The following is a 19521-nucleotide window of genomic DNA, read 5'->3' as shown; positions in this document are numbered from 1 at the left end:
CGGGTGGGGCCCGCCCGCCTTCGGCCGCGCCGAAGGCCCGCCCCCTGTCGGCGCGTCCCGCTTTCCGACCCTGCGGGGCCGTGCGGATACCCTCAGAACCGGGTGATGACCGTGGCCCCCACGGACTGGAAGCTGTCCATGGCCATCAGCGCGGCGGGGGCATCCGCGAGGGCGATCCGGTCGCCCACCAGCCGCGCGGGATCGACCCTGCCGCTCGCCACCATGTCGAGCATCGCGCCGTAGCGATGCGCCTGCATCCCGTGCGAGCCCAGCAGCTCGATCTCCTGCCCGACGATCCGGGGCATGGGCACGGCGGGGGCGGCATGATCCCCGAGCATCAGGCCCACCTGCACATGCTTGCCCCGTGGCCTGAGGCACAGGATCGAATTGGTCATCGTCACCGAATGCCCGAGCGCGTCGAGCGAGACATGCGCCCCGCCGCGCGTGATCTCGCGGATCGCTCCGGGCACGTCGGCCGTCCCGCCGTCGATCGCCGCCACCGCCCCCAGTTCCCGCGCGAGGGACAGCTTCGCGGGGTCGAGATCGACGCCGATCACGTTCGCGCCCGCCGCCGCCGCGATCATGATCGCCGACAGCCCGACGCCGCCGCAGCCATGCACCGCGACCCACTGGCCCGCGCTGACCCTGCCCTGATCGACGACCGCCCGGAACGATGTCGCGAACCGGCAGCCGAGGCTCGCCGCGGTGGCGAAGTCCATGTCTCCGGGCAGCGCGACGAGGTTCAGGTCGGCCTGATGGATGGCCACGTATTCCGCGAACGATCCCCAATGGGTGAAGCCCGGCTGTTCCTGATGCAGGCAGACCTGCTGATGCCCGGCATTGCATTCCGAACAGCTGCCGCAGCCGCAGATGAACGGCACGGTGACCCTGTCGCCCACCCTCCAGCCGGTCACGTCCCTGCCCGCCGCCTCGACCACGCCCGCCAGTTCGTGCCCCGGCACATGGGGCAGCGCGATGCCGTCGTCATGGCCCATCCAGCCGTGCCAGTCGCTGCGGCAGATGCCGGTCGCCATGACCCGGACGACGACCCCGTGCGGCTCGGGCACCGGGTCCGCCACGGTGACGAGCTTCGGCGCTTCCCGGAAATTCTCGAAGAGGACGGCTTTCATGTCGGGACCTTTCCGCGCTGATCGTGTCTCGCCCGCCTCGAACGGCTTAAGGAATGCGGGATCATCGAGGGCTATCAGGCCGATCCCGACCGCCGCAAGCTCGGGCGCGGCGTCATGGCCGTCGTCCAGCTGCGCCGCTCGGAGCACGACCGGCCCTCGACCGCGGAATATCGGCGCAGCGTCGAGACGACGCCCGGCATCCCGTCGTGTCACACCACCACCGGGGCCGACGATGTCCTGCTGATCGTCGCGGCCCGCGATCCCGACGATGACAGCAACTTCGTGGACACCACGCGGCCGCCCCCTGACCGCCTGTGCAACCTTCCCGCGGGGGAGGGTTTCCGGCCCGCGCAACCCTGCCGCCGCGCGGGAACAGGCGGCCCCCCCGCTCCGTTTGCAAGCGTCATCCATCTCCGCCCCGAGGAGGCCTCATGGTTCCCGCCTGGCTGCACATCCTGTCGATCCTGTCCCTGCTCGCGGGGCTCGCCTCGGCCATCGTCATCGCGATCGACGAGGCCCGCGATCCCCAGCACATGTGGATCATGAACGTCGTCTGGCCGGCCACCGCGCTGTTCGCCAGCGTCATCTCGCTCTGGGGCTACTTCGCCTACGGCAAGCTCGCCGCCCGGAGCCGCGCCATGCCCGCGATGCGCAACGACGAACCGATGCCGAGCAAGACGCGCACCCCCTTCCCCGCCATGGTGGCCAAGGGCGCGGCCCATTGCGGCAGCGGCTGCGCGCTCGGCGACATCGTGGCCGAATGGCTGGCCTTCTTCGTGCCCGCCATCGCGATCTGGCTCGGCTGGCAGACCGTCTTTCCCGAAAAGATCTTCGCCGTCTGGGTGCTCGACTTCATCCTCGCCTTCGCCTTCGGCGTGGCCTTCCAGTATTTCACGATCAAGCCGATGCGCGAGCTCTCGGTTGGCCAGGGGCTGCTCCAGGCGGTCAAGGCCGACGCGCTGTCGCTGACCTCGTGGCAGGTCGGCATGTACGGCTTCATGGCCGTCGCGCATTTCTGGATCTTCGGCCATCTCCTCGGCATACGGCTCGAGGTCCCGACGGTGGAGTTCTGGTTCATGATGCAGCTCGCCATGCTCTGCGGCTTCGTCACGGCCTATCCGGTGAACTGGTGGCTCATCACCATCGGCGTGAAGGAAAGGATGTGACGCGTCCCGCCCGCCATCTCCGCGCGCCCCGCAGGGCGGACGGTCCCGGGCGGGCCTAGACGCGCCGCCCGAACGCGCCATGTCGAGCGATGGCCCGACGCCGCGCCGATCCTTTCTGCGGGAGATACGCCTCGATGACTGCCCGACGCGCCGCCTTCGCCGTTCCCGGCGACCTTGCGACCCTCACCGGCGGCTACATCTACGACACCCGCCTGATCGAGGGCCTGCGCGACCTCGATCGCGCCGTGACGCATGTGCCCCTCGGCCCCTCCTTCCCCGATCCGACCCCGGCCGACATGCGGGACGCCGCCGAACGCCTCGCGGCGATCCCGCCGGATTGCCCGGTCATCATCGACGGGCTGGCGATGGGGGCGATGGACGACGCGGTGCTGGCGGGCATGTCCGCCCCGATCGTGGCCCTCGTTCATCACCCGCTGGCCTTCGAGGGGGGTCTGCCGCCCGAACGCCGCGACCATCTCTACCGGACCGAGCGCGGCAATCTCGACCGCGCCGCCCATATCCTGGTCCCGAGCCCGCATGTCGCCTCGCTACTGGTCTCGGATTACGGCGTGGCCGGGGACAGGATCACCGTCGCCCGCCCCGGCACCGATCCCCGCCCCCGGCGATCCGCCAAGGCCGATCCCCCGCTGATTCTGGCGGTCGGCATCCAGATGCACCGCAAGGGGCACGACGTGCTGCTGCGGGCCCTGGCGCGGCTCTCCGACCGGCCCTGGCAGGCGGTCGTCGCAGGCGCACCGATCGACACGGCCCATGCCGGAATGCTGACGCGCCTCGCGGGCGAGCTCGGGCTGTCCGACAGGGTCCGCCTTGCCGGTCGCGTGACGGGCGAGGCGCTCGCCTCCCTCTACGAAAGCGCGCAGATCTTCGCGCTCGCCACCCGGTACGAGGGCCACGGCATCGTCTTCGACGAGGCGATGGCCTATGGCCTCCCGATCGTGAGCTGCGACACCGGTGCCGTGCCCGACACGGTCGCGCCGGGGGCGGGCATCCTCGTGCCGCCGGACGATCCCGACGCCTTCGCCCGCGCGCTCGCCACCCTGCTCGACGATCCGGCGCGACTGGCGGCGATGGCGGACGCCTCGGCCAGGGCCGGCGCGGCGCTTCCGGGCTGGACCGCGACGGCCGGGGTCGTCGAGGGCATCCTGTCGCGCATCGACGCCGGAATGCCCGCATGATGGCCGAGGACGACGCGACCCTCGCCCGCCGCCTCGCGGCCGAGGCGGGTGCCCTCCTGCTCGATCGTTGGTCTAGGCGCTCGACGCTGGCCGTGACGACCAAGCGCGCGGGCGATTTCGTCTCCGACGCCGACCGCGCGGCCGAGGATCACATCCGCGCAGGCCTGTCCGCCGCGCGCCCCGACGACGGCTGGCTGGGCGAAGAGACGGGGGCCGCCGCCGGCACTGCGCGGCGCTGGATCGTCGATCCGCTCGACGGCACCACGAACTTCCTGCGCGGCATAGGCCATTGGTGCGTGTCGATCGCGCTCGAGGAGGCGGGCTCGCTTGTGCTGGGCGTGGTGCACGACCCCGTCAGGGGCGAGACCTTCGCCGCCCGGCGCGCAGAGGGGGCCACGCTAAACGGCGAGCGGATCGGTGTGTCGCGGACGGGCGACCTCTCGGCCGCGCTCTTCGGCACCGGCATTCCGTTCGGCGGCATGCCGCATATCGACGACCACGCCGCCGACATCGCGCGCCTGATGCCGCGCTGCGCGGGCGTGCGCCGGATGGGCGCCGCGGCGCTGGATCTCGCCTATGTCGCGGCGGGGCGGCTCGACGGGTTCTGGGAACGCAGGCTGCAGCCCTGGGACATCGCCGCGGGGCTCGTCCTCCTGCGCGAGGCCGGCGCGACCGTCGAGGGCTGGATGCCCGGCGAGGCACCCGAGGATACCGGCACCGTGGTCGCCGCGACGCCCGAAGTGTTCCCCGCCTTCGCGGGCACGCTTCGCGGCGCCGACGTCCCGCCCCCGGGGCGCTGAGGGCACTCACTCCAGCCGTGCGAAAAGATCCCCCGACGACGCATCCGCGGGCAGCGACGCCAGCCAGTCGCGCAACGCCCGGCCGTCGCGCCAGTCGGACCAGAGAAAGCGCGCCCCCTCGCCCACCACGACGTTGAAGCGGTATGGCCCGATCTCCTCCAGCCGGGCGACGACGCGCTCGGTGAAATCGGCAAAGCCCGGCAGGTATTCGACCGACACCATCGGCACCGGCCGCGACAGGCCCGACAGCACCTCGATCTCGTAACCCTCGACATCGATCTTGACGTAGGCCGGGAGCCCGTGCCGCGCGATCAGATCGTCGAGCGTGACCATCCGGACCGTCTCGGCCCGGTCCCACCGCACGTGACCGAAGCCGGGCGCGGACGCCGCGCCGTCCACGAAGGCCGTCTGCAGCGACGAGACCGTCGGATGACGGGACGAGACCGCCATCCTGGCCTCGCTCGCCGACCCGCCGAGCGCGCATTCGACCAGCGTGACGTCCCGGGGCAGCGTGCGGCGCAGATACCACGCAAAAAGCGATTGCGGCTCGACCGCCACGACGCGCGCGCCCGCCCGCCGCATCGCCCGCGACCGCGTGCCGACATGGGCCCCCACGTCGATCGCGAGGTCCCCGGGCCCGAGGATCCCCGCATAGAACCGCCGCCACGCCCGGATGGTCACCGGGTTGTGATAGATCGCCAGCGACCGCGCGAGGCCGAGCCATCGGTTCATCTTCTGCCCTTTCGATGCTTCGGGATCGACGTAGCGTTCGGCCGCGCCTGTCCAGTGCCGAGCGTCCCCGCATCCGGCATCGCGGACCCGCCGGACACCGAAGTCCTTTGATAATGCAGCGATTGCCCTATGATTGCGGAGGGGGAAATCCGAACAAGGTACGCCATGCCGTCAAGCCCACTCGCAGTCACGGGGGTCCCGACCCCCGCAGACGAACTTGCGGACCGCGAGGGCGACGCCTCCGCGCTGGCCCCCCGTCCCGTGGAGCGGCTGAACCGCCTGCGGGCGGATCTGAAGATGGGCCTGCCGGTCGTCCTGCAGGACGGCGAGGCGCGCCATCTCGTGGCGCTCGTCGAAACCATGACGGAGGCGCGCCTCGCCGCGCTCCGCGAACTCGGCACCCCCGAGATCGTCGTGACCGCGCGCCGCGCCGCGGCGCTCGGGATCGCGCCGGCCATCCCGTCCGACACGCTGCGGCTGCGCCTGCCCGACACTGCGGGCCGCGACTGGATCGCCGCGCTCTCCGGTCAGAACGGCCCCGGATGCACCGATCCCGGCGACGCCCTGCCCCGCCCCGTACCCGGCACCGCGCCCCATGACGCGGCAATCCGCATCGCCGTCGCGCTGCAATCCGTGCCCGCGATCCTGGTCGTGCCGCTGAGTGCGCGGGACGATCCCCGCATCGCCGCGCTCGGTCTCGGTGCCATGCCCCTGCCGCTCGTGGCCGATGCCCTGCTGCGATCCGGCATCCAGTCCCCGGTCAGCGCGGCGCGCCTGCCGATGGACGCGTCCGAGGCGGGCCGCGTGCAGGTCTTCCGCCCCGATGACGGCGGGGCCGAGCATTTCGCGATCGAGATCGGCGCGCCCGACCTCTCGGCCCCGGTCATGGTGCGCCTGCATTCGGCCTGTTTCACCGGCGACGTGCTCGGCAGCCGGAAATGCGATTGCGGCCCGCAACTGCGCGCCTCCATGGCGGCGATGGCCGAGGAAGGCGGCGGCGTGCTGCTCTACCTCAACCAGGAGGGGCGTGGCATCGGCCTCGCCAACAAGCTCAGGGCCTATGCGCTTCAGGATGCCGGGCTCGACACGGTCGAGGCGAACCACTGGCTGGGATTCGAGGACGATCAGCGCGATTTCCGCATCGGCGCCCGCATGCTCGCCTCTCTCGGGATCTCGCAGGTGCGCCTGATGACGAACAATCCCGCCAAGACGGCGAGCCTTGCGGCCCACGGGATCGACGTGGTCGACCGCGTGCCCCTGCGCGTCGGCCGCACCGCGCAGAACGCGCAATATCTCGCCACCAAGGCCGCCAAGTCGGGGCACCTGCTGTGACGACCGCGCCCGCGCTCTGGTGTGTCGGCCCCGGCGGGGCCGAGATGCGCCCCGGCGCGATGGGCGACGGCGTCCTCGTCGACACGCTCTTCTCCGGGATCAGCCGTGGGACCGAGCGGCTCGTCCTCGACGGCCGCGTTCCGGACAGCGAGCATGACAGGATGCGCGGCCCCGCCATGGAAGGCGCATTCCCCTTCCCCGTGAAATACGGCTACAGCGCCGTCGGCCGCGTGGCCGAGGGGCGGCTGGCCGGTCGCGCGGTCTTCGCGCTCCATCCGCATCAATCCCGCTTTCGCCTGCCCGAGGACGCGCTGACCCCGCTTCCCGAAGGGCTGCCGCCGGCCCGCGCGGTCCTCGCCGCGAACATGGAAACCGCGCTGACGCTGATCTGGGACAGCGGTGCCGGACCCGGCGACCGGATCGCGGTCGTGGGCGCGGGCGTCGTGGGCGCGCTGACCGCCTACCTCGCCGCGCGGCTGCCCGGTGCCGAGGTGACGCTGATCGACACCAACCCCGCACGGGCCGCGCTGGCCCGGGACATGGGCTGCGCCTTCGCCGACCCCTCGGGGGCCCCCGCCGAATGCGACGTCGTCCTGCATCTCTCGGCCTCGGCCGAGGGGCTTGGAACGGCGATGGCCTGCGCGGGCACCGAGGCCACCATCGTCGAGGGCAGCTGGCACGGCACCGGCAACGTGGCCGTGCCGCTCGGCGGGGCGTTCCACAGCCGCCGCCTGCGCGTCGTGGGCTCGCAGGTCGGCCGGATTCCCGCCGCGCGCGCCCCGCGATGGACCTATGCGCGCAGGCTGGCCAAGGCGCTCGACCTGCTGCAGGACGACACGCTCGACGCGCTCGTCTCGGGCGAGACGGAATTCACCGACCTGCCCGACCGCTACGCCGCGATCCTGTCGGACCCCGCCACCCTCTGCCACCGCATCCGCTACGACCCAAAGTAAGGAGATACCATGTTCGCCGTCGAAGTCCGCGACCACATCATGATCGGCCATTCCCTGCCCGCGCCCGTCTTCGGCCCGGCACAGGGGATGCACGGCGCGACCTTCACGGTCGACGCGGCGTTCTTCACCGACCAGATCGACCGCCACGGCCTCGTCGTCGATATCGGCCTCGCGACCGAGGCGCTGGCGGAAACGCTGGAGCCGCTGCGCTACAAGAACCTCGACGAGGTGCCCGAATTCGAGGGCAAGTTCACGACGACCGAATTCCTCTGCGGCCATATCTTCGAAACGCTCGCCGCGCAGGTGAAGGCGGGCAAGCTCGGCGACGAGGGGCGCGTGAAGAAACTGCGCATCATGCTGCACGAAAGCCACCTCGCCCGCGCCTGGTACGAGGCGGAGATCTGAGGCGTGGGATTCTCTCCCGACTGGCTCGCCCTGCGCGATCCGGCCGACAGGGCGGCGCGCGACCGCGCTCTTTTGCAGCGGGCCGCCACCGCGGCGGGCCCCGCACCGCTGGTCGTCGACCTCGGATGCGGCACGGGGGCGACCTGGCGCGCTCTGGCCCCCCTCCTGCCCGAGGGGACGCGCTGGCGGCTCGTCGACAACGATCCCGCGCTGCTGGAGATCGCAAAGGCCAATGTGGGCGCGACCGCCGACTGCGTGGTGGCCGATCTTGCCGGAATCGACGCCCTGCCGCTTCAAGGCGCCACGCTGATTACCGCGTCGGCGCTGCTCGACCTCATGCCCGAGGCGTGGCTCTCGGCCTTCGCCGCACGGGTTCAGGCACCGTTCTACGCGGCGCTCTCCTATGACGGGCGGATGGAATGGGCGCCGCCCGATGACCGCGACGGTGCCGTGACCGCCGCGTTCAACCGCCATCAGCGCGGCGACAAGGGGCTCGGCCCCGCTCTCGGCCCCGATGCCGCCGACCGGGCCGAGGCGCATTTCACCGCGCGCGGCTTCGCGGTCCACCGCGCCGACAGCCCGTGGCGGATCGGTCCCGACATGGCCGCCTTGCAGCGCGAGCTGACGCATGGCATCGCCATGGCCGCGGGCGAAACCGGCCTGCCCGATGCCGAACGCTGGGGCCGCGATCGCGACGACGCGGCGGACCGGACGAGCTGCATCGTCGGTCATGTCGATTTCCTCGCCCTGCCCCCGCCCCGCCCGGAGGAGACACCCGATGTGCGACACTGACGTCACCCAACGCGCGTGGGAGCGCCTTCTCGCCGTCCGCGCGGGGACGGCCTGCAATTGCTGCGGCGACTGGACCGAGGGCGAACGCTCGGCCCTGCGCCTCTACGGCCCCCTCGCGCGCCGCGATCTCGGTCCGGTCGCCGTGGCGCAGATCGGCCAGTCGCTCGACGGCCGCGTCGCGACCGTGACGGGCGACGCGCGCGACGTCTCGGGCAAGGACGGCCTCACGCATCTGCACCGGATGCGCGCGCTGGTCGACGGGGTCATCATCGGCATCCGCACCGCGCTCCACGACAATCCGCGCCTGACCGTGCGGCTCTGCGACGGGCAGAACCCCGCCCGCATCGTCATCGACCCGCGCGGCCGGCTGCCCGCCGATGCGCCGGTCCTGGCCGATGACGGGGCCCGCAGGATCGTCGTGCAATCCGTGGACCGCGCATGGCCCGAAGGCATCACCGCCATCCGCCTGCCAGCGACAGACGGCCAGATCGACCCGGCCGCGATCCTTTCGGCACTCCGCTCCGAAGGGTTGCAGAGTCTTCTGGTCGAGGGCGGCGGCATCACCATCGCGCGCTTCCTCGAGGCGGGCCTGCTCACCCGGCTGCAGGTCTCGATCGCGCCCCTCCTGATCGGCGACGGCCCGCAGGGGCTGACCCTGCCCAACCCGATGGAGAAGCTCAGCGACGCGATCCGGCCCGAGATGTGGACCTTCCTGCTGGGCAGCGACGTGGTCTTCGATTGCGGCTTCGGCCCCGAGGCGGCCGAGGCGAACCGCCCGATGCACTGAACGCGGCCACCCCCGGTCGCCTCACGCCTCGCGCCGCGCGAGGATCTCCGCCATGCCCGCCACGTCCGGAAAGGCCGCCACGGTGCCGGCCTGCGCGACCGTATGCGCCGCCGCGCGCGCGCCATGCGCCAGCGCCAGGGGATCGAGCCGCCCGCCCCGTCCCAGCGCCGAGGCGAGCGCCACCGCCATGAAACTGTCGCCCGCCCCCGTCGTATCGACGACCCGGCAGGGACATGCGGGCACGTGGCTGCACCCGTCCGCGTCGATCAGTTCGGCCCCCGCCTCGCCGAGCGTCAGCACCAGCTGCCCGACGCCCGCATCGCGCAGCGCCTCCACACCGCCGAGCGCCGCCGCCTCCCCCTCGTTCACGAAGGCCATGTCCACCAGCGGCCACAGCTCCGCGAAATAGGGCTGCAGCGGCGAGGGATTGACCGCGATCCGCATCCCGCGCGCCCGCGCCTCGCGCAGCAGCGCGGCCGTCGTCCCGCCCGAAAGGTTCCCCTGCATCACCAGCAGATCCCCCCGCGCCGCATCCCCGAGCGTCGGCACCGCCCGCCCGGGGCTCAGCGCGGTGGCGGCCTCGCGCGTGGTGATGACCGCGTTCTCGCCCCGCTCGGCCATCAGGATGATCGAGAAGTCGCTCGCGACGTCCGCGATCTCGACCAGTTCGACCTCCAGCGGCTCGGCGGCGAGGCGCTGCGCGATCTCCGCCGCACGGGCATCGGAGCCGACCGCCGCGATCAGGCGGCAGGCGATCCCCGCGCGGGCGAGCGCGATGGCCTGGTTCGCCCCCTTGCCGCCCAGATCGTGCGACAGCGTCGCCCCGAAGATCGAGGCCCCCGGCGCGGGCAGGTCCGCCACGGAGAGCGTCTCGTCCAGCGCCACGTTGCCGACGACATATGCTTTGACCACGAAGACCTCTCCCGGTTGGCAAGGATGAACGGCCGCGGATCGTCCGCGACGGGGCCATCTCTAGCATCCGGCTCCGCGCTGGAAACCGTTATCGTCGCCCGGCGGTGTCCCCGTCGCCGCCGACCCTCGGCGGAATGAAGGGCGACACCTGCGGCCCGAAGGCGATGATTGGAAGGCCCGCGGGGATGCAGGAATCGGGCACCTCCGCCCGCCGCCGACGCCCCCCGCGCCGCGCCGATTCCGGCGCGCATCGCCCGCGAACCGGCACCGATCGCCCCCCTGCCCCGCCGCGCGGGCACTTTCGGCCCCGTTTTTTGGGCGGAATCCCCTCCGGCGGGCAAAAAAAGCCTTGCCCGACTCTGCGATCTCGTTTCACTTACGCTACAAGAGGTAAAAAACGTCAAAATCCGTAATAATCGGCTCAAGACCGAGGGCAGTAATGAACCAGAGAATCGACGCGCTTGTCGGCGACCACGCCGAGAAGTTGTCCGAGCGTCTGAAGAAGCACCGCGAACAGCTCTTCCCGCCCCATTCCCGCAAGGAGCTGAGGCGCTTCACCTCGGGCGAGGTCGCGCAGCTCCTCGGGGTCAAGGACGCCTATCTTCGCAAACTCTCGCTCGACGGCAAGGGCCCCAATCCCGAAACCGGCTCCGGCGGGCGCAGGCTCTATACCCCCGAACACATCATCGAGCTGCGGCAATACCTGGAAAAGGGCGCGAAGCATCCCGGCACCTACCTGCCCGGCCGTCGCGAGGGCGACCACCTGCAGGTCATCACCGTGATCAACTTCAAGGGCGGGTCGGGCAAGACCACGACCTCGGCGCATCTGGCGCAGAAATGCGCGCTCGACGGCTACCGCGTCCTGACGATCGACCTCGATCCGCAGGCCTCGCTCTCGGCGCTGCACGGATTCCAGCCCGAATTCGACCTGCTCGACGGCGGAACGCTCTACGACGCGATCCGCTACGAGGACCCGGTGCCGATCCGCGACGTGATCCAGCGCACCTATTTCCCCAATCTCGACATCGTGCCGGGCAATCTCGACCTCATGGAGTTCGAGCACGACACCCCCCGGGCGCTGATGAACCGCGACGGGGCGATGTTCTTCACCAAGATCGGCTCGGTCCTGGCCGAGATCGAGGACGAATACGATCTCGTCGTGATCGATTGCCCGCCGCAGCTGGGCTATCTCACGATGTCGGCCCTGTCGGCCGCGACCGCGATCCTCGTGACGGTGCATCCGCAGATGCTCGACGTCATGTCGATGTGCCAGTTCCTGCTGATGACCTCGAACCTGCTAGGCGTGGTCTCCGAGGCGGGCGGCGACATGAGCTATGACTGGCTGCGCTACGTCGTCACCCGCTACGAGCCGGGCGACGGGCCGCAGAACCAGATGGTCAGCTTCATGCGCTCCATGTTCGGCGAGCATGTGCTGAACCATACCGTACTGAAATCGACCGCGATTTCGGATGCGGGCATCACCAAGCAGACCCTCTACGAGGTCGAGAAAAGCCAGTTCACCCGCTCGACCTACGACCGCGCGATGGAAAGCCTCAACGCCGTCAACGGCGAGATCGAGGGCCTGATCCAGACCGCCTGGGGGAGGAGCTGATGGCTCGCAAGGATCTGATGAAGGGCCTCATGGGCGAGGACGAGGACTCCCCCTCCCCCGCCCCGAAGCCAGACCCGCAATCGCCCGGCCCCGACGCCCCGCGCAAGCGCGCGGGCCCGCGCTATTCCAAGGGCGCGATCGGCGCGGTGTCGCAGTCGATCGCCGACCTCAAGACCCGCTCCATCGTCGATCTCGATCCCTTCACGATCGAGGCGGGCGGCCTGCAGGACCGGCTCGAACACGACGATGCCGACCATGCCCTGCTGATGGACTCGCTCAAGACCTACGGTCAGCAGGTCCCGATCCTCGTGCGGCATCACCCCGAGACGGCGGATCGCTACCAGATCGTCTATGGCCGCCGCCGGGTGCTGGCGCTGCGCGATCTGGGCCAGCCCGTGAAGGCGATGATCCGCGATCTCGACGATCGCGAGGCGATCATGGCGCAGGGCCAGGAGAACTCGGCCCGCCGCGACCTCAGCTTCATCGAGCGGGTGAACTTCGCCCGCCAGATGATCGAGGCCGGCTACGACCGCAAGATCATCGGCGACGCGCTTTCGACAGATAAGACATTGATTTCGCGTATGATTTCCATATCCGAATCGCTTCCGGTCGAGCTGATCGAGACGATCGGTGCCGCCCCCGGCATCGGCCGCGACCGCTGGCTCGACTTCTCCCGCCGCTGGACCGAAGCCGAGTACGACATCGAGGATGCCGAGACCATGCTCTCGAGCTGCCCCTCCGACGGGTCGGATGCGCGCTTCGACTACCTCCACGAATGGCTGACGCGCAAGGACCGTACGGTGCCCCGCCAGGCCCCCGTCCCGCGCCCCCCGAGAGAGCCGCTGAAACGCCCCGACGGCGTCGCCTACGGCCACCTCACGCGCGGCCCGAAAAGCACGAGGATCGAAATCTCCGCGGCCCGAGGCAGGGGCTTCGACACCTGGCTCGCCGAGAACCTCGACAGAATTCACCGCGACTGGCTGAACGGCCGCGGCGAAGAGGGACCGTAAGGTCCCGACCCGAGCAGTAGAAACCACAAACAGGAGCACGACCAGGCAGACCAGAAAATAAAAAGCCCCCCGAACCGAAGTCCGAGAGGCTGGTCTTGTAGATCTGACAATCAGCAAGCTAGCCGCTCAAGTTGACAGCTGTCAACACCCGTCGGGTCGACGGGGCGGATAAGTCTTGCCTCGTGATAAGATAATGGACCGATTTCTTCCGACGCCCCCGGGCGAACGGCCTCTTGCGGCTGACCGATCGTCAGCTTCCCCCCTGCCCCGGCTCCCGAAATGGCCCCTCTTCAAACGGCTGGCCGTGTGCCGCCGGACCTTCGGTCTTTCCGACCGGACGCTGGGGGTCCTCAACGCGCTCCTCACCTTTCATCCGAGGAACGAGCTCGACCCCGCGGAATCCCTTGTCGTGTTCCCCTCGAACGCCACCCTCTCCGCCCGGGTTCATGGAATGCCCGAAAGCACCCTGCGCCGTCACCTCGGCCATCTGGTCCGCGCGGGCTTCCTGATCCGGCGCGACAGCCCCAACGGCAAGCGCTATGCCCGCCGCGCCCGCGATGGCGATCAGGGCCGGGCCTTCGGCTTCGACCTGACCCCCCTGCTGCAACGTGCCGGCGAGATCGCGGAAGCCGCCGAGATGGTCGAGGCGGAAGCGGAAGAACTCCGCCGACAGCGCGAGGACCTCGCCGTCGATCTCCGCGAAGCATCCGACCTTTCCGCCGACGAGAGCGAAAGTGTCTTCACGGAAATCCGAAAGGCCCTGCGCCGGGTTCTGTCGAAGGAAGCCGTCGCCGAAATGCGCGCGCGGTTGGCCGTCGTTCTGGACGCGCTCAGGTCGCGGTTGGCTGCTGCCAAAAGGTCGGAAGTGAGCGGCAATGACACTCAGAATGAGCGGCACCATCAGAGATCGAAACCATATTACCCTGATGAAAGTACGGCCCCACCGAATGAGCCCACGCTGGAGCATGTCCGGGAGGTCTGCCCGGATATCGAAAGCTTCTGCCCGGGAGGCACCAAGGATTGGTCATCGCTTTTTGCCAGCGTCGAGATGCTTGGGAGAATGATCGGGATCGGGCCGAAGCTCTGGTCACAGGCTGTCGATGCGATGGGACCGAGGGCAGCGGCGGCGACTTTGGCGGCGCTTGTTCAGAGAACGAGTGAGATCCGCAATCCCAGTGCGTATCTTACGGTTCTTGTTCGGAAGGCCAGGCATGGGGCGTTTTCGTCGAAGGTGATGCTGGGGTCGCTTTCGGCGGCGCAAAGTTGACAGCTGTCAACTTTTGGTCGGACTGACTGATTTGTTCGGGCTGCGGACTGGGCGTTTGCGAAAAGTTGACAGCTGTCAACTTTGCACGTTTCGGGCATTGCGATGCGCCGGTTCGCTGCCAGCGGTGTCTCGGCACAAACCGTAGAATGGACTTCCGCGACGCGATGAGACACCTCGACCGGCATGGGGTAATCAGCGATGCAAAGGGCGCGCCGAAGGTCATCGTGAGGATGAGACTTCCTGCGTCTGCGAATTCCTTGGGCTCTTGCGGACCGCGGACGGATCTTGAAGACCGGACCAGCTTTCCGGTCGGGCTTTCACGGGAGCGGCGAATGCAGCGGGATCTGCATGCCGGGATCGTTACCGGTTCCGAGGATACGAGCGCGCAGACGCGTGGCGATTACATCCGGTCGTCCAGGTGCCGGACGATGTCCATGCGTTCGTGCAGGATGGCGATGACGACCGGGCGGGCGACGTCGAGCCAGACGATGTAGTGATGCTCGCACCGATGGATGTGGATGCCGTCGGGAAGCGTGTCGAAGGATCGCGAGGCGGCGCGGCCGTCGCCGACGGCATCGAGGCAACGTTCGATCAGATCGAAATATCGGTCGGCCTGGTCGAGGCCCCAGGTTCGGTACGTGTAGATCCAGATCTCGCGCAGATCGTCTTCGGCCGCGAGTGTAAGGTCGTAGCTCTTCATGCGGGGGATCTAGCGGTCGAGTTGCTTGCGGGCGTCGGCGCGGATCTCGGCCATGGAGCGGGTCGAGAATTCGCCGCGACGGGCCTGATCGATCCTGGGTTCGAGAAACTGCGAAAGCGCGGCGAATGCCTGATCCTCGGACAGGCCGTCGAGGGCAGGGGCATCGCTGAGCGTGCGGCGCAGAACGTATTCCTTGATGCTCTGACCGCTCAGGGCGGCGATCGCCTTGAGTTTCTGATGCTGTTCGGGGCTGATATCTATCGAAAGACGTGGCATCCGGCGTTCCTGACTGTTCGGGACCCACAAAACAACATTTGTGTGCCTGCCGTCAATACAAGGCCTGCGGGTGTCGGTTGCAAGCTGCACATGCGGGTCGCTTGGACGGGTGGGGGCGATGCGTCCCGTGGATGCGTCCCGGTGCGGCTGGACATCCGGCCGAAGCTCCGGTCCCTTGTGGGGCAGGCGCTTTCCGCCCCCATGTCGTCACCAGCAGGCCCGATCCGATGAACACAGCCCCCTCGTTGCCGATGAAGGATCGTTTCGATCTGCCCGATGGCATCCGTTACCTCGACGGCAATTCGCTCGGGCCCATGCCGAGGGGCACGCAGGAGCGGGTCGAGGAGGTGATGCGGGACGAATGGGCGCGCAACCTCATCAAGGCGTGGAACGACAACCACTGGATGGATCTGCCGTCGCGGGTGGGCGCGAGGGTGGCCCGCCTGATCGGTGCGCCCGAGGGCAGCGTCACGATGGGCGACACGTTGTCGATCAAGCTGTTCCAGGCGCTGTCGGCGGGCCTGAAGCTGCGGCCCGGACGGCGGGTGATCCTGACGGACAGCGGCAACTTTCCGTCGGACCTCTATGTCGCGCAGGGGCTGATCCGGCAGCTCGACCGGGATCACGAGTTGCGGATCGTGGCCCCCGAGGAGGTGGCGGGCGCGCTGGACGAGGATGTGGCCGTGGCGATGATCACGCAGGTCGATTACCGCACCGGCCGTCTGCATGACATGGAGGAGATCACCGGGGCCGCGCATGCGGCGGGGGCGGTGATGCTCTGGGATCTCGCGCACAGCGCGGGGGCCGTGCCGGTCGATCTGGCCGGGTCGAATTGCGAATTCGCGGTCGGCTGCACCTACAAGTACCTCAATGGCGGGCCGGGCGCGCCCGCCTTCATCTATGCCCGCGACGAGATCGCGGAGGTGATGGAGCCCGCGCTGGCCGGGTGGATGGGCCATTCCGAGCCCTTCGCGTTCGTGCGCGACTACGATCCGGCACCGGGCATCGAGCGGATGCGCGTGGGCACGCCGCCGGTGCTGCAACTCGCGGCCCTCGAGCAGGCGCTGACCGTCTGGGAGGGCGTCGAGATGTCCGCGATCCGCGAGGCGTCGATCCGCCTGAGCGAGCTGTTCATCGCGGAGGTCGAGGCACGGTGCCCCGACCTGACGCTGGCGAGCCCGCGCGATCCGGACCGGCGCGGCAGCCAGGTCTCGTTCGCGTTCGAGCATGGCTATCCCGCGATGCAGGCGCTGATCGACCGGGGCGTGATCGGCGATTTCCGCGCGCCCGACATCATGCGGTTCGGCTTCACGCCGCTCTATCTCGACGAGGAGGACATCCGCGCGGCGGCCGCGATCCTGGGCGAGATCCTCGGGACCCGCGCCTGGGACGATCCGAAATACCACCGCCGGGGCCGGGTGACCTGAGGGCGGGCAGGGACGGTCGGACGCGCGGCGCATGCCGGATCGCACGAGCGTGAGGTTAATACCTGAGTAAACTGTGTTGATTTGCCGGCGCGCCCGCTCTAGGAGCCGGTTGGACAGCGTTCTTGGGAAAGCGACCGCATCATGACAGCCCGGACATTCCTCGCGGCAGGCATCCTCGGCCTCGGCCTGGCAGGGCAGGGGGCGCAGGCGGACCCGACCTCCTATCCGCTCGAGATCGAGAATTGCGGACAGACCGTCACCTTCGAGGACGCGCCCGACCATGCCGTGGCACTGGGCCAGAACAGCGCCGAGATCATGCTGATGCTGGGGCTCGAGGACCGGATGGCGGCGACGGCGTTCTGGCCGAACGAGGTGCTGCCGGAACTGGCCGAGGCGAATGCCGGGGTCGAGCTGCTGACGGTCGAGTTTCCGACGCTGGAGACGGTGCTGTCGGTGCAGCCCGATTTCGTCGCGGCGATGCTGGTCACGCTGATGGGGCCCGACAGCAAGGTCGCGAAGCGGGAGGATTTCGAGGCGCTCGGCATTCCGACCTACCTGTCGCCGAGCGCGTGTTCGGTCACGGCGGTCTCGACCGACATCTACGGCGCGCGGGCCGAGTTGTGGACGATGGATCAGGTCTATGAGGAGATCGACGACCTCTCCCGGATCTTCGACGTCGTGGATCGCGGCGAGGCGGTCATCGAGGATCTGAAGACGCGCGAGGCGGCGCTGCGCGACCGGTTCGAGCATCACGACGACCTGACGTTCCTCTTCTGGTTCTCGAGCCCGTCGCCGGAGGACGACGCCTATCTCGCGGGGGGCAACGGCCCGTCGAGCTATATCGCCGACCTTCTCGGGGGATCGAACGCCATCAAGACCGGCTCCGAATGGCCGACGCTCGGATGGGAGGGCATCATGGCCTCGGACCCGACCGTGATCGTCGCGGCGCAGGTGGACCGCGAACGCTGGACCCTCGACGAGGCCGAGAACAAGATCGCGTTCCTCGAATCCGATCCCATCGTCAGCCAGATGGAGGCGGTCGCGACGGGCCGCATCGTCGTGATGCCCGGCGCCGCGACCAATCCGGGCGTCCAGACGCTCTACGGGGCCGAGGAGGTCGCCTCGCAGCTCGAGGCGCTCGACCTGCCGGAATGATCGCGGGCGGTCCGGCCAACGGCGTGCTGCGGCTCGGCCTTCTCGCGATCGGCTCGTGCCTCGTGCTGGGATTCGCGATCGCGGTGGCGACGGCCATCGGCGATTACACGATCGACCTCGGGACGGTCTTCCTCGCGATCACCAACGGCCTGGGGCTGAGCGGGGCGGAGCTTCCGCCCATCGAGGAAAGCGTGGTCTGGGACCTGCGGCTGAGCCGGGCGCTGGTCGCGGCGCTTGCCGGGGCGGGCCTGGCGCTCTGCGGGGCGATCCTGCAGGCGCTGCTGCGCAATCCGCTGGCCGAACCGTTCGTGCTGGGCATCTCGGCGGGGGCGTCGACCGGGGCCGTCTGCGTGATCGTGCTGGGGGTCGGCGCGGGGAGCCTGTCGCTGTCGGCGGGCGCGTTCGCCGGGGCCTTCGCGGCCTTCGGCGTCGTGGCGCTCTTGTCGAACGGGGCCACGAGCGGGCCGAACCACACGATCCTCGCGGGGGTGGCGGCCTCGCAGCTCTTCAACGCGCTGACCTCGTATATCGTGACCACGTCGGGAAGCGCCGAGCAGGCCCGCAACGTCATGTTCTGGCTGCTGGGCAGTTTCGGCGGCGTGCGCTGGCCCGATTTCCAGCTGCTGCTCGTGACGGTGCCGCTGGGCCTCGCGATCTGCATCTACATGGCGCGGGCGCTCGACGCGTTCACCTTCGGCGACGAGGATGCGGCCGCGCTGGGGGTGCCGGTGGGACGGATCCGGCTGGTCCTCTTTGCGGTGACGGCGGTGATGACGGCGACCATCGTCAGCATGGTCGGCGCGATCGGGTTCGTGGGCCTCGTCGTGCCGCATGCCGCGCGCTACGTCGTGGGGCCGATGCACATGCGCCTGCTGCCGGCCTGCGCCGTCATCGGCGCGATCTTCATGGTGACGGCCGACATCGTGTCGCGGGTGATCGTGGCGCAGCAGACGATCCCCATCGGGGTGGTCACGGCGCTGGTCGGGGTGCCGTTCTTCGCGCTGATCCTCTATCGCGCGCGACCGCAGACATGAGCGTGCTGGCCGAGAACCTCGACTGGGGGGTGGGGCGCAAGACGATCCTGCGCGACGTCTCGATCTCGGTCGCGCCGGGCGAGACGCTGGGGCTGATCGGGCCGAACGGATCGGGGAAATCGTCGCTGCTGCGGCTGCTGGCGGGGCTGAAGCGGCCCCTCGCGGGGCGGGTGACGATCAACGGCCAGCCCATCGCGCGGATGACGCGCAAGGCGCTGTCGCGCGAGGTCGCCTTCGTGCAGCAGAGCGCGGCGACCGAGACCAGCGTCAGCGTTCTCGATGTCGTGCGGCTGGGCCGGACGCCGCACCGTTCGGCGCTGTCGGGCTGGTCGGCCGAGGACGAGGGCGCGGTCAGCCATGCGCTCGGCCGCGTCGACATGCTGGGGCACCGGGCGCAATCGTGGCAGACCCTGTCGGGAGGGGAGCGGCAGCGCGTCCATATCGCCCGCGCCCTGGCGCAGTCGCCGCGGGTGATGTTCCTCGACGAGCCGACGAACCATCTCGATATCCATCACCAGATCGAGATCCTGCGCATGGTCCGCGATCTGGACCTGACGAGCGTCATCGCGCTGCACGACCTCAACCTCGCGGCGATGTTCTGCGACAAGATCGTGGTCATGCGATCGGGCGCGGTCTTTGCCGCGGGCACGCCCCGCGCGGTGCTGACGGAGGACCTTCTGCGCGAGGTCTTTCGCGTCGAGGCGGAGGTCACCTTTCTGGACGGCGGGGTCCGTCCGCATATCCGCTTCGAGCACGACCCGGCGGGGGCCGCGCGGAGCGCACGCGTCGCGGCCGTGGAGGATGCGCTCGCGCCCGGCTACGGGTGATCGCCGGG

At 69.4% G+C, this 19521-nt stretch carries 21 protein-coding genes; 16 read left to right on the top strand and 5 right to left on the bottom strand.

Translation table 11 applies throughout. The annotated features are described in order from the left end of the window. Window positions 1-92: 92 nt before the first annotated feature. The gene (locus RVY76_RS17920) at window positions 93-1130 is read right to left on the bottom strand and encodes a zinc-dependent alcohol dehydrogenase family protein (protein ID WP_317377611.1); all 1038 of its coding nucleotides are present in this window, start codon (window positions 1128-1130) and stop codon (window positions 93-95) included. A gap of 114 nt (window positions 1131-1244) precedes the next feature. Here RVY76_RS17920 and RVY76_RS17915 point away from each other — a divergent pair, with 114 nt between their 5' ends. The 4 genes from RVY76_RS17915 (at window position 1245) to RVY76_RS17900 (ending at window position 4292) form a co-directional block, all read left to right on the top strand. Beyond that, window positions 1245-1676 carry an Lrp/AsnC ligand binding domain-containing protein gene (locus RVY76_RS17915; RefSeq protein ID WP_317377609.1) on the top strand — a complete coding sequence of 144 codons (432 nt, stop codon included), beginning with the start codon at window positions 1245-1247 and terminating at the stop codon, window positions 1674-1676. After that, window positions 1562-2296: a DUF4396 domain-containing protein gene (locus tag RVY76_RS17910; protein ID WP_317377607.1), complete on the top strand. Its 735-nt coding sequence runs from the start codon at window positions 1562-1564 to the stop codon at window positions 2294-2296. The genes RVY76_RS17915 and RVY76_RS17910 overlap by 115 nt, the downstream gene beginning before the upstream one ends. Window positions 2297-2430: 134 nt before the next feature. Further along, on the top strand, window positions 2431-3492 hold the full coding sequence (locus RVY76_RS17905) for a glycosyltransferase family 4 protein (protein ID WP_317377606.1): 1062 nt from the start codon (window positions 2431-2433) through the stop codon (window positions 3490-3492). Beyond that, window positions 3489-4292 (top strand): inositol monophosphatase family protein, encoded by an 804-nt coding sequence (locus tag RVY76_RS17900; RefSeq protein ID WP_317377604.1) that lies wholly within the window; start codon window positions 3489-3491, stop codon window positions 4290-4292. Before RVY76_RS17905 ends, RVY76_RS17900 begins: the two co-directional genes overlap by 4 nt. Before the next feature lie 6 nt (window positions 4293-4298). Here RVY76_RS17900 and RVY76_RS17895 read toward each other — a convergent pair whose 3' ends face one another. Next, window positions 4299-5024 carry an FkbM family methyltransferase gene (locus tag RVY76_RS17895; RefSeq protein ID WP_317377602.1) on the bottom strand — a complete coding sequence of 242 codons (726 nt, stop codon included), beginning with the start codon at window positions 5022-5024 and terminating at the stop codon, window positions 4299-4301. A 297-nt stretch (window positions 5025-5321) separates the two neighbouring features. On the opposite strand from RVY76_RS17895, the gene ribA reads away from it, so the two are divergent. Genes ribA through RVY76_RS17870 form a run of 5 tightly spaced genes read left to right on the top strand, consistent with a single transcriptional unit; the run spans window position 5322 to window position 9293 of the window. Continuing rightward, entirely contained in the window at window positions 5322-6356 is a 1035-nt protein-coding gene (gene ribA, locus RVY76_RS17890) for a GTP cyclohydrolase II (RefSeq protein ID WP_317377840.1), read from the top strand. After that, window positions 6353-7309 carry a zinc-dependent alcohol dehydrogenase gene (locus tag RVY76_RS17885; protein WP_410796057.1) on the top strand — a complete coding sequence of 319 codons (957 nt, stop codon included), beginning with the start codon at window positions 6353-6355 and terminating at the stop codon, window positions 7307-7309. The genes ribA and RVY76_RS17885 overlap by 4 nt, the downstream gene beginning before the upstream one ends. 9 nt (window positions 7310-7318) lie before the next feature. Then, window positions 7319-7714, top strand: a complete 396-nt coding sequence (locus RVY76_RS17880; RefSeq protein ID WP_317377601.1) for a 6-carboxytetrahydropterin synthase — start codon at window positions 7319-7321, stop codon at window positions 7712-7714. Window positions 7715-7717: 3 nt separating this feature from the next. Next, entirely contained in the window at window positions 7718-8506 is a 789-nt protein-coding gene (locus RVY76_RS17875) for a class I SAM-dependent methyltransferase (protein ID WP_317377599.1), read from the top strand. Continuing rightward, a complete protein-coding gene (locus RVY76_RS17870) occupies window positions 8493-9293 on the top strand; it encodes a RibD family protein (protein ID WP_317377597.1) in 801 nt (266 codons plus the stop codon). Before RVY76_RS17875 ends, RVY76_RS17870 begins: the two co-directional genes overlap by 14 nt. A gap of 21 nt (window positions 9294-9314) precedes the next feature. On the opposite strand, the gene RVY76_RS17865 is transcribed toward RVY76_RS17870, so the two are convergent. Further along, entirely contained in the window at window positions 9315-10205 is an 891-nt protein-coding gene (locus RVY76_RS17865) for a PfkB family carbohydrate kinase (RefSeq protein ID WP_317377595.1), read from the bottom strand. Window positions 10206-10644: 439 nt separating this feature from the next. On the opposite strand from RVY76_RS17865, the gene repA reads away from it, so the two are divergent. From repA to repC, 3 genes are all read left to right on the top strand, one after another. Then, window positions 10645-11817, top strand: a complete 1173-nt coding sequence (gene repA / locus RVY76_RS17860) for a plasmid partitioning protein RepA (protein ID WP_317377593.1) — start codon at window positions 10645-10647, stop codon at window positions 11815-11817. Next, window positions 11817-12827: a plasmid partitioning protein RepB gene (gene repB, locus RVY76_RS17855; protein ID WP_317377591.1), complete on the top strand. Its 1011-nt coding sequence runs from the start codon at window positions 11817-11819 to the stop codon at window positions 12825-12827. The genes repA and repB overlap by 1 nt, the downstream gene beginning before the upstream one ends. A 304-nt stretch (window positions 12828-13131) precedes the next feature. Then, on the top strand, window positions 13132-14094 hold the full coding sequence (repC, locus tag RVY76_RS17850) for a plasmid replication protein RepC (protein ID WP_317377590.1): 963 nt from the start codon (window positions 13132-13134) through the stop codon (window positions 14092-14094). A gap of 400 nt (window positions 14095-14494) precedes the next feature. Here the strand turns inward: repC and RVY76_RS17845 are convergent, their stop codons facing one another. Together RVY76_RS17845 and RVY76_RS17840 are read right to left on the bottom strand one after the other, a co-directional pair. Beyond that, window positions 14495-14794 carry a type II toxin-antitoxin system RelE/ParE family toxin gene (locus tag RVY76_RS17845; RefSeq protein WP_317377588.1) on the bottom strand — a complete coding sequence of 100 codons (300 nt, stop codon included), beginning with the start codon at window positions 14792-14794 and terminating at the stop codon, window positions 14495-14497. Between the two features lie 9 nt (window positions 14795-14803). Then, window positions 14804-15070 (bottom strand): DUF1778 domain-containing protein, encoded by a 267-nt coding sequence (locus RVY76_RS17840; RefSeq protein ID WP_317377586.1) that lies wholly within the window; start codon window positions 15068-15070, stop codon window positions 14804-14806. A gap of 227 nt (window positions 15071-15297) precedes the next feature. Between RVY76_RS17840 and kynU the strand changes: the two genes are divergently transcribed. The 4 genes from kynU (at window position 15298) to RVY76_RS17820 (ending at window position 19513) form a co-directional block, all read left to right on the top strand. Next, window positions 15298-16497 (top strand): kynureninase, encoded by a 1200-nt coding sequence (gene kynU, locus RVY76_RS17835; protein ID WP_317377584.1) that lies wholly within the window; start codon window positions 15298-15300, stop codon window positions 16495-16497. A gap of 141 nt (window positions 16498-16638) precedes the next feature. After that, on the top strand, window positions 16639-17652 hold the full coding sequence (locus RVY76_RS17830; protein WP_317377582.1) for an ABC transporter substrate-binding protein: 1014 nt from the start codon (window positions 16639-16641) through the stop codon (window positions 17650-17652). Continuing rightward, window positions 17649-18686: a FecCD family ABC transporter permease gene (locus RVY76_RS17825; protein ID WP_317377580.1), complete on the top strand. Its 1038-nt coding sequence runs from the start codon at window positions 17649-17651 to the stop codon at window positions 18684-18686. Before RVY76_RS17830 ends, RVY76_RS17825 begins: the two co-directional genes overlap by 4 nt. Further along, entirely contained in the window at window positions 18683-19513 is an 831-nt protein-coding gene (locus RVY76_RS17820; RefSeq protein WP_317377578.1) for an ABC transporter ATP-binding protein, read from the top strand. The genes RVY76_RS17825 and RVY76_RS17820 overlap by 4 nt, the downstream gene beginning before the upstream one ends. The last annotated feature ends 8 nt before the right edge of the window (window positions 19514-19521 follow it).

This window comes from Palleronia sp. LCG004 (assembly GCF_032931615.1).
Classification (GTDB): Bacteria; Pseudomonadota; Alphaproteobacteria; order Rhodobacterales; family Rhodobacteraceae; genus Palleronia.
The sequence above is the reverse complement of the archived record's forward strand: the minus strand, read 5'-3'. Positions and strand labels throughout refer to the sequence as shown.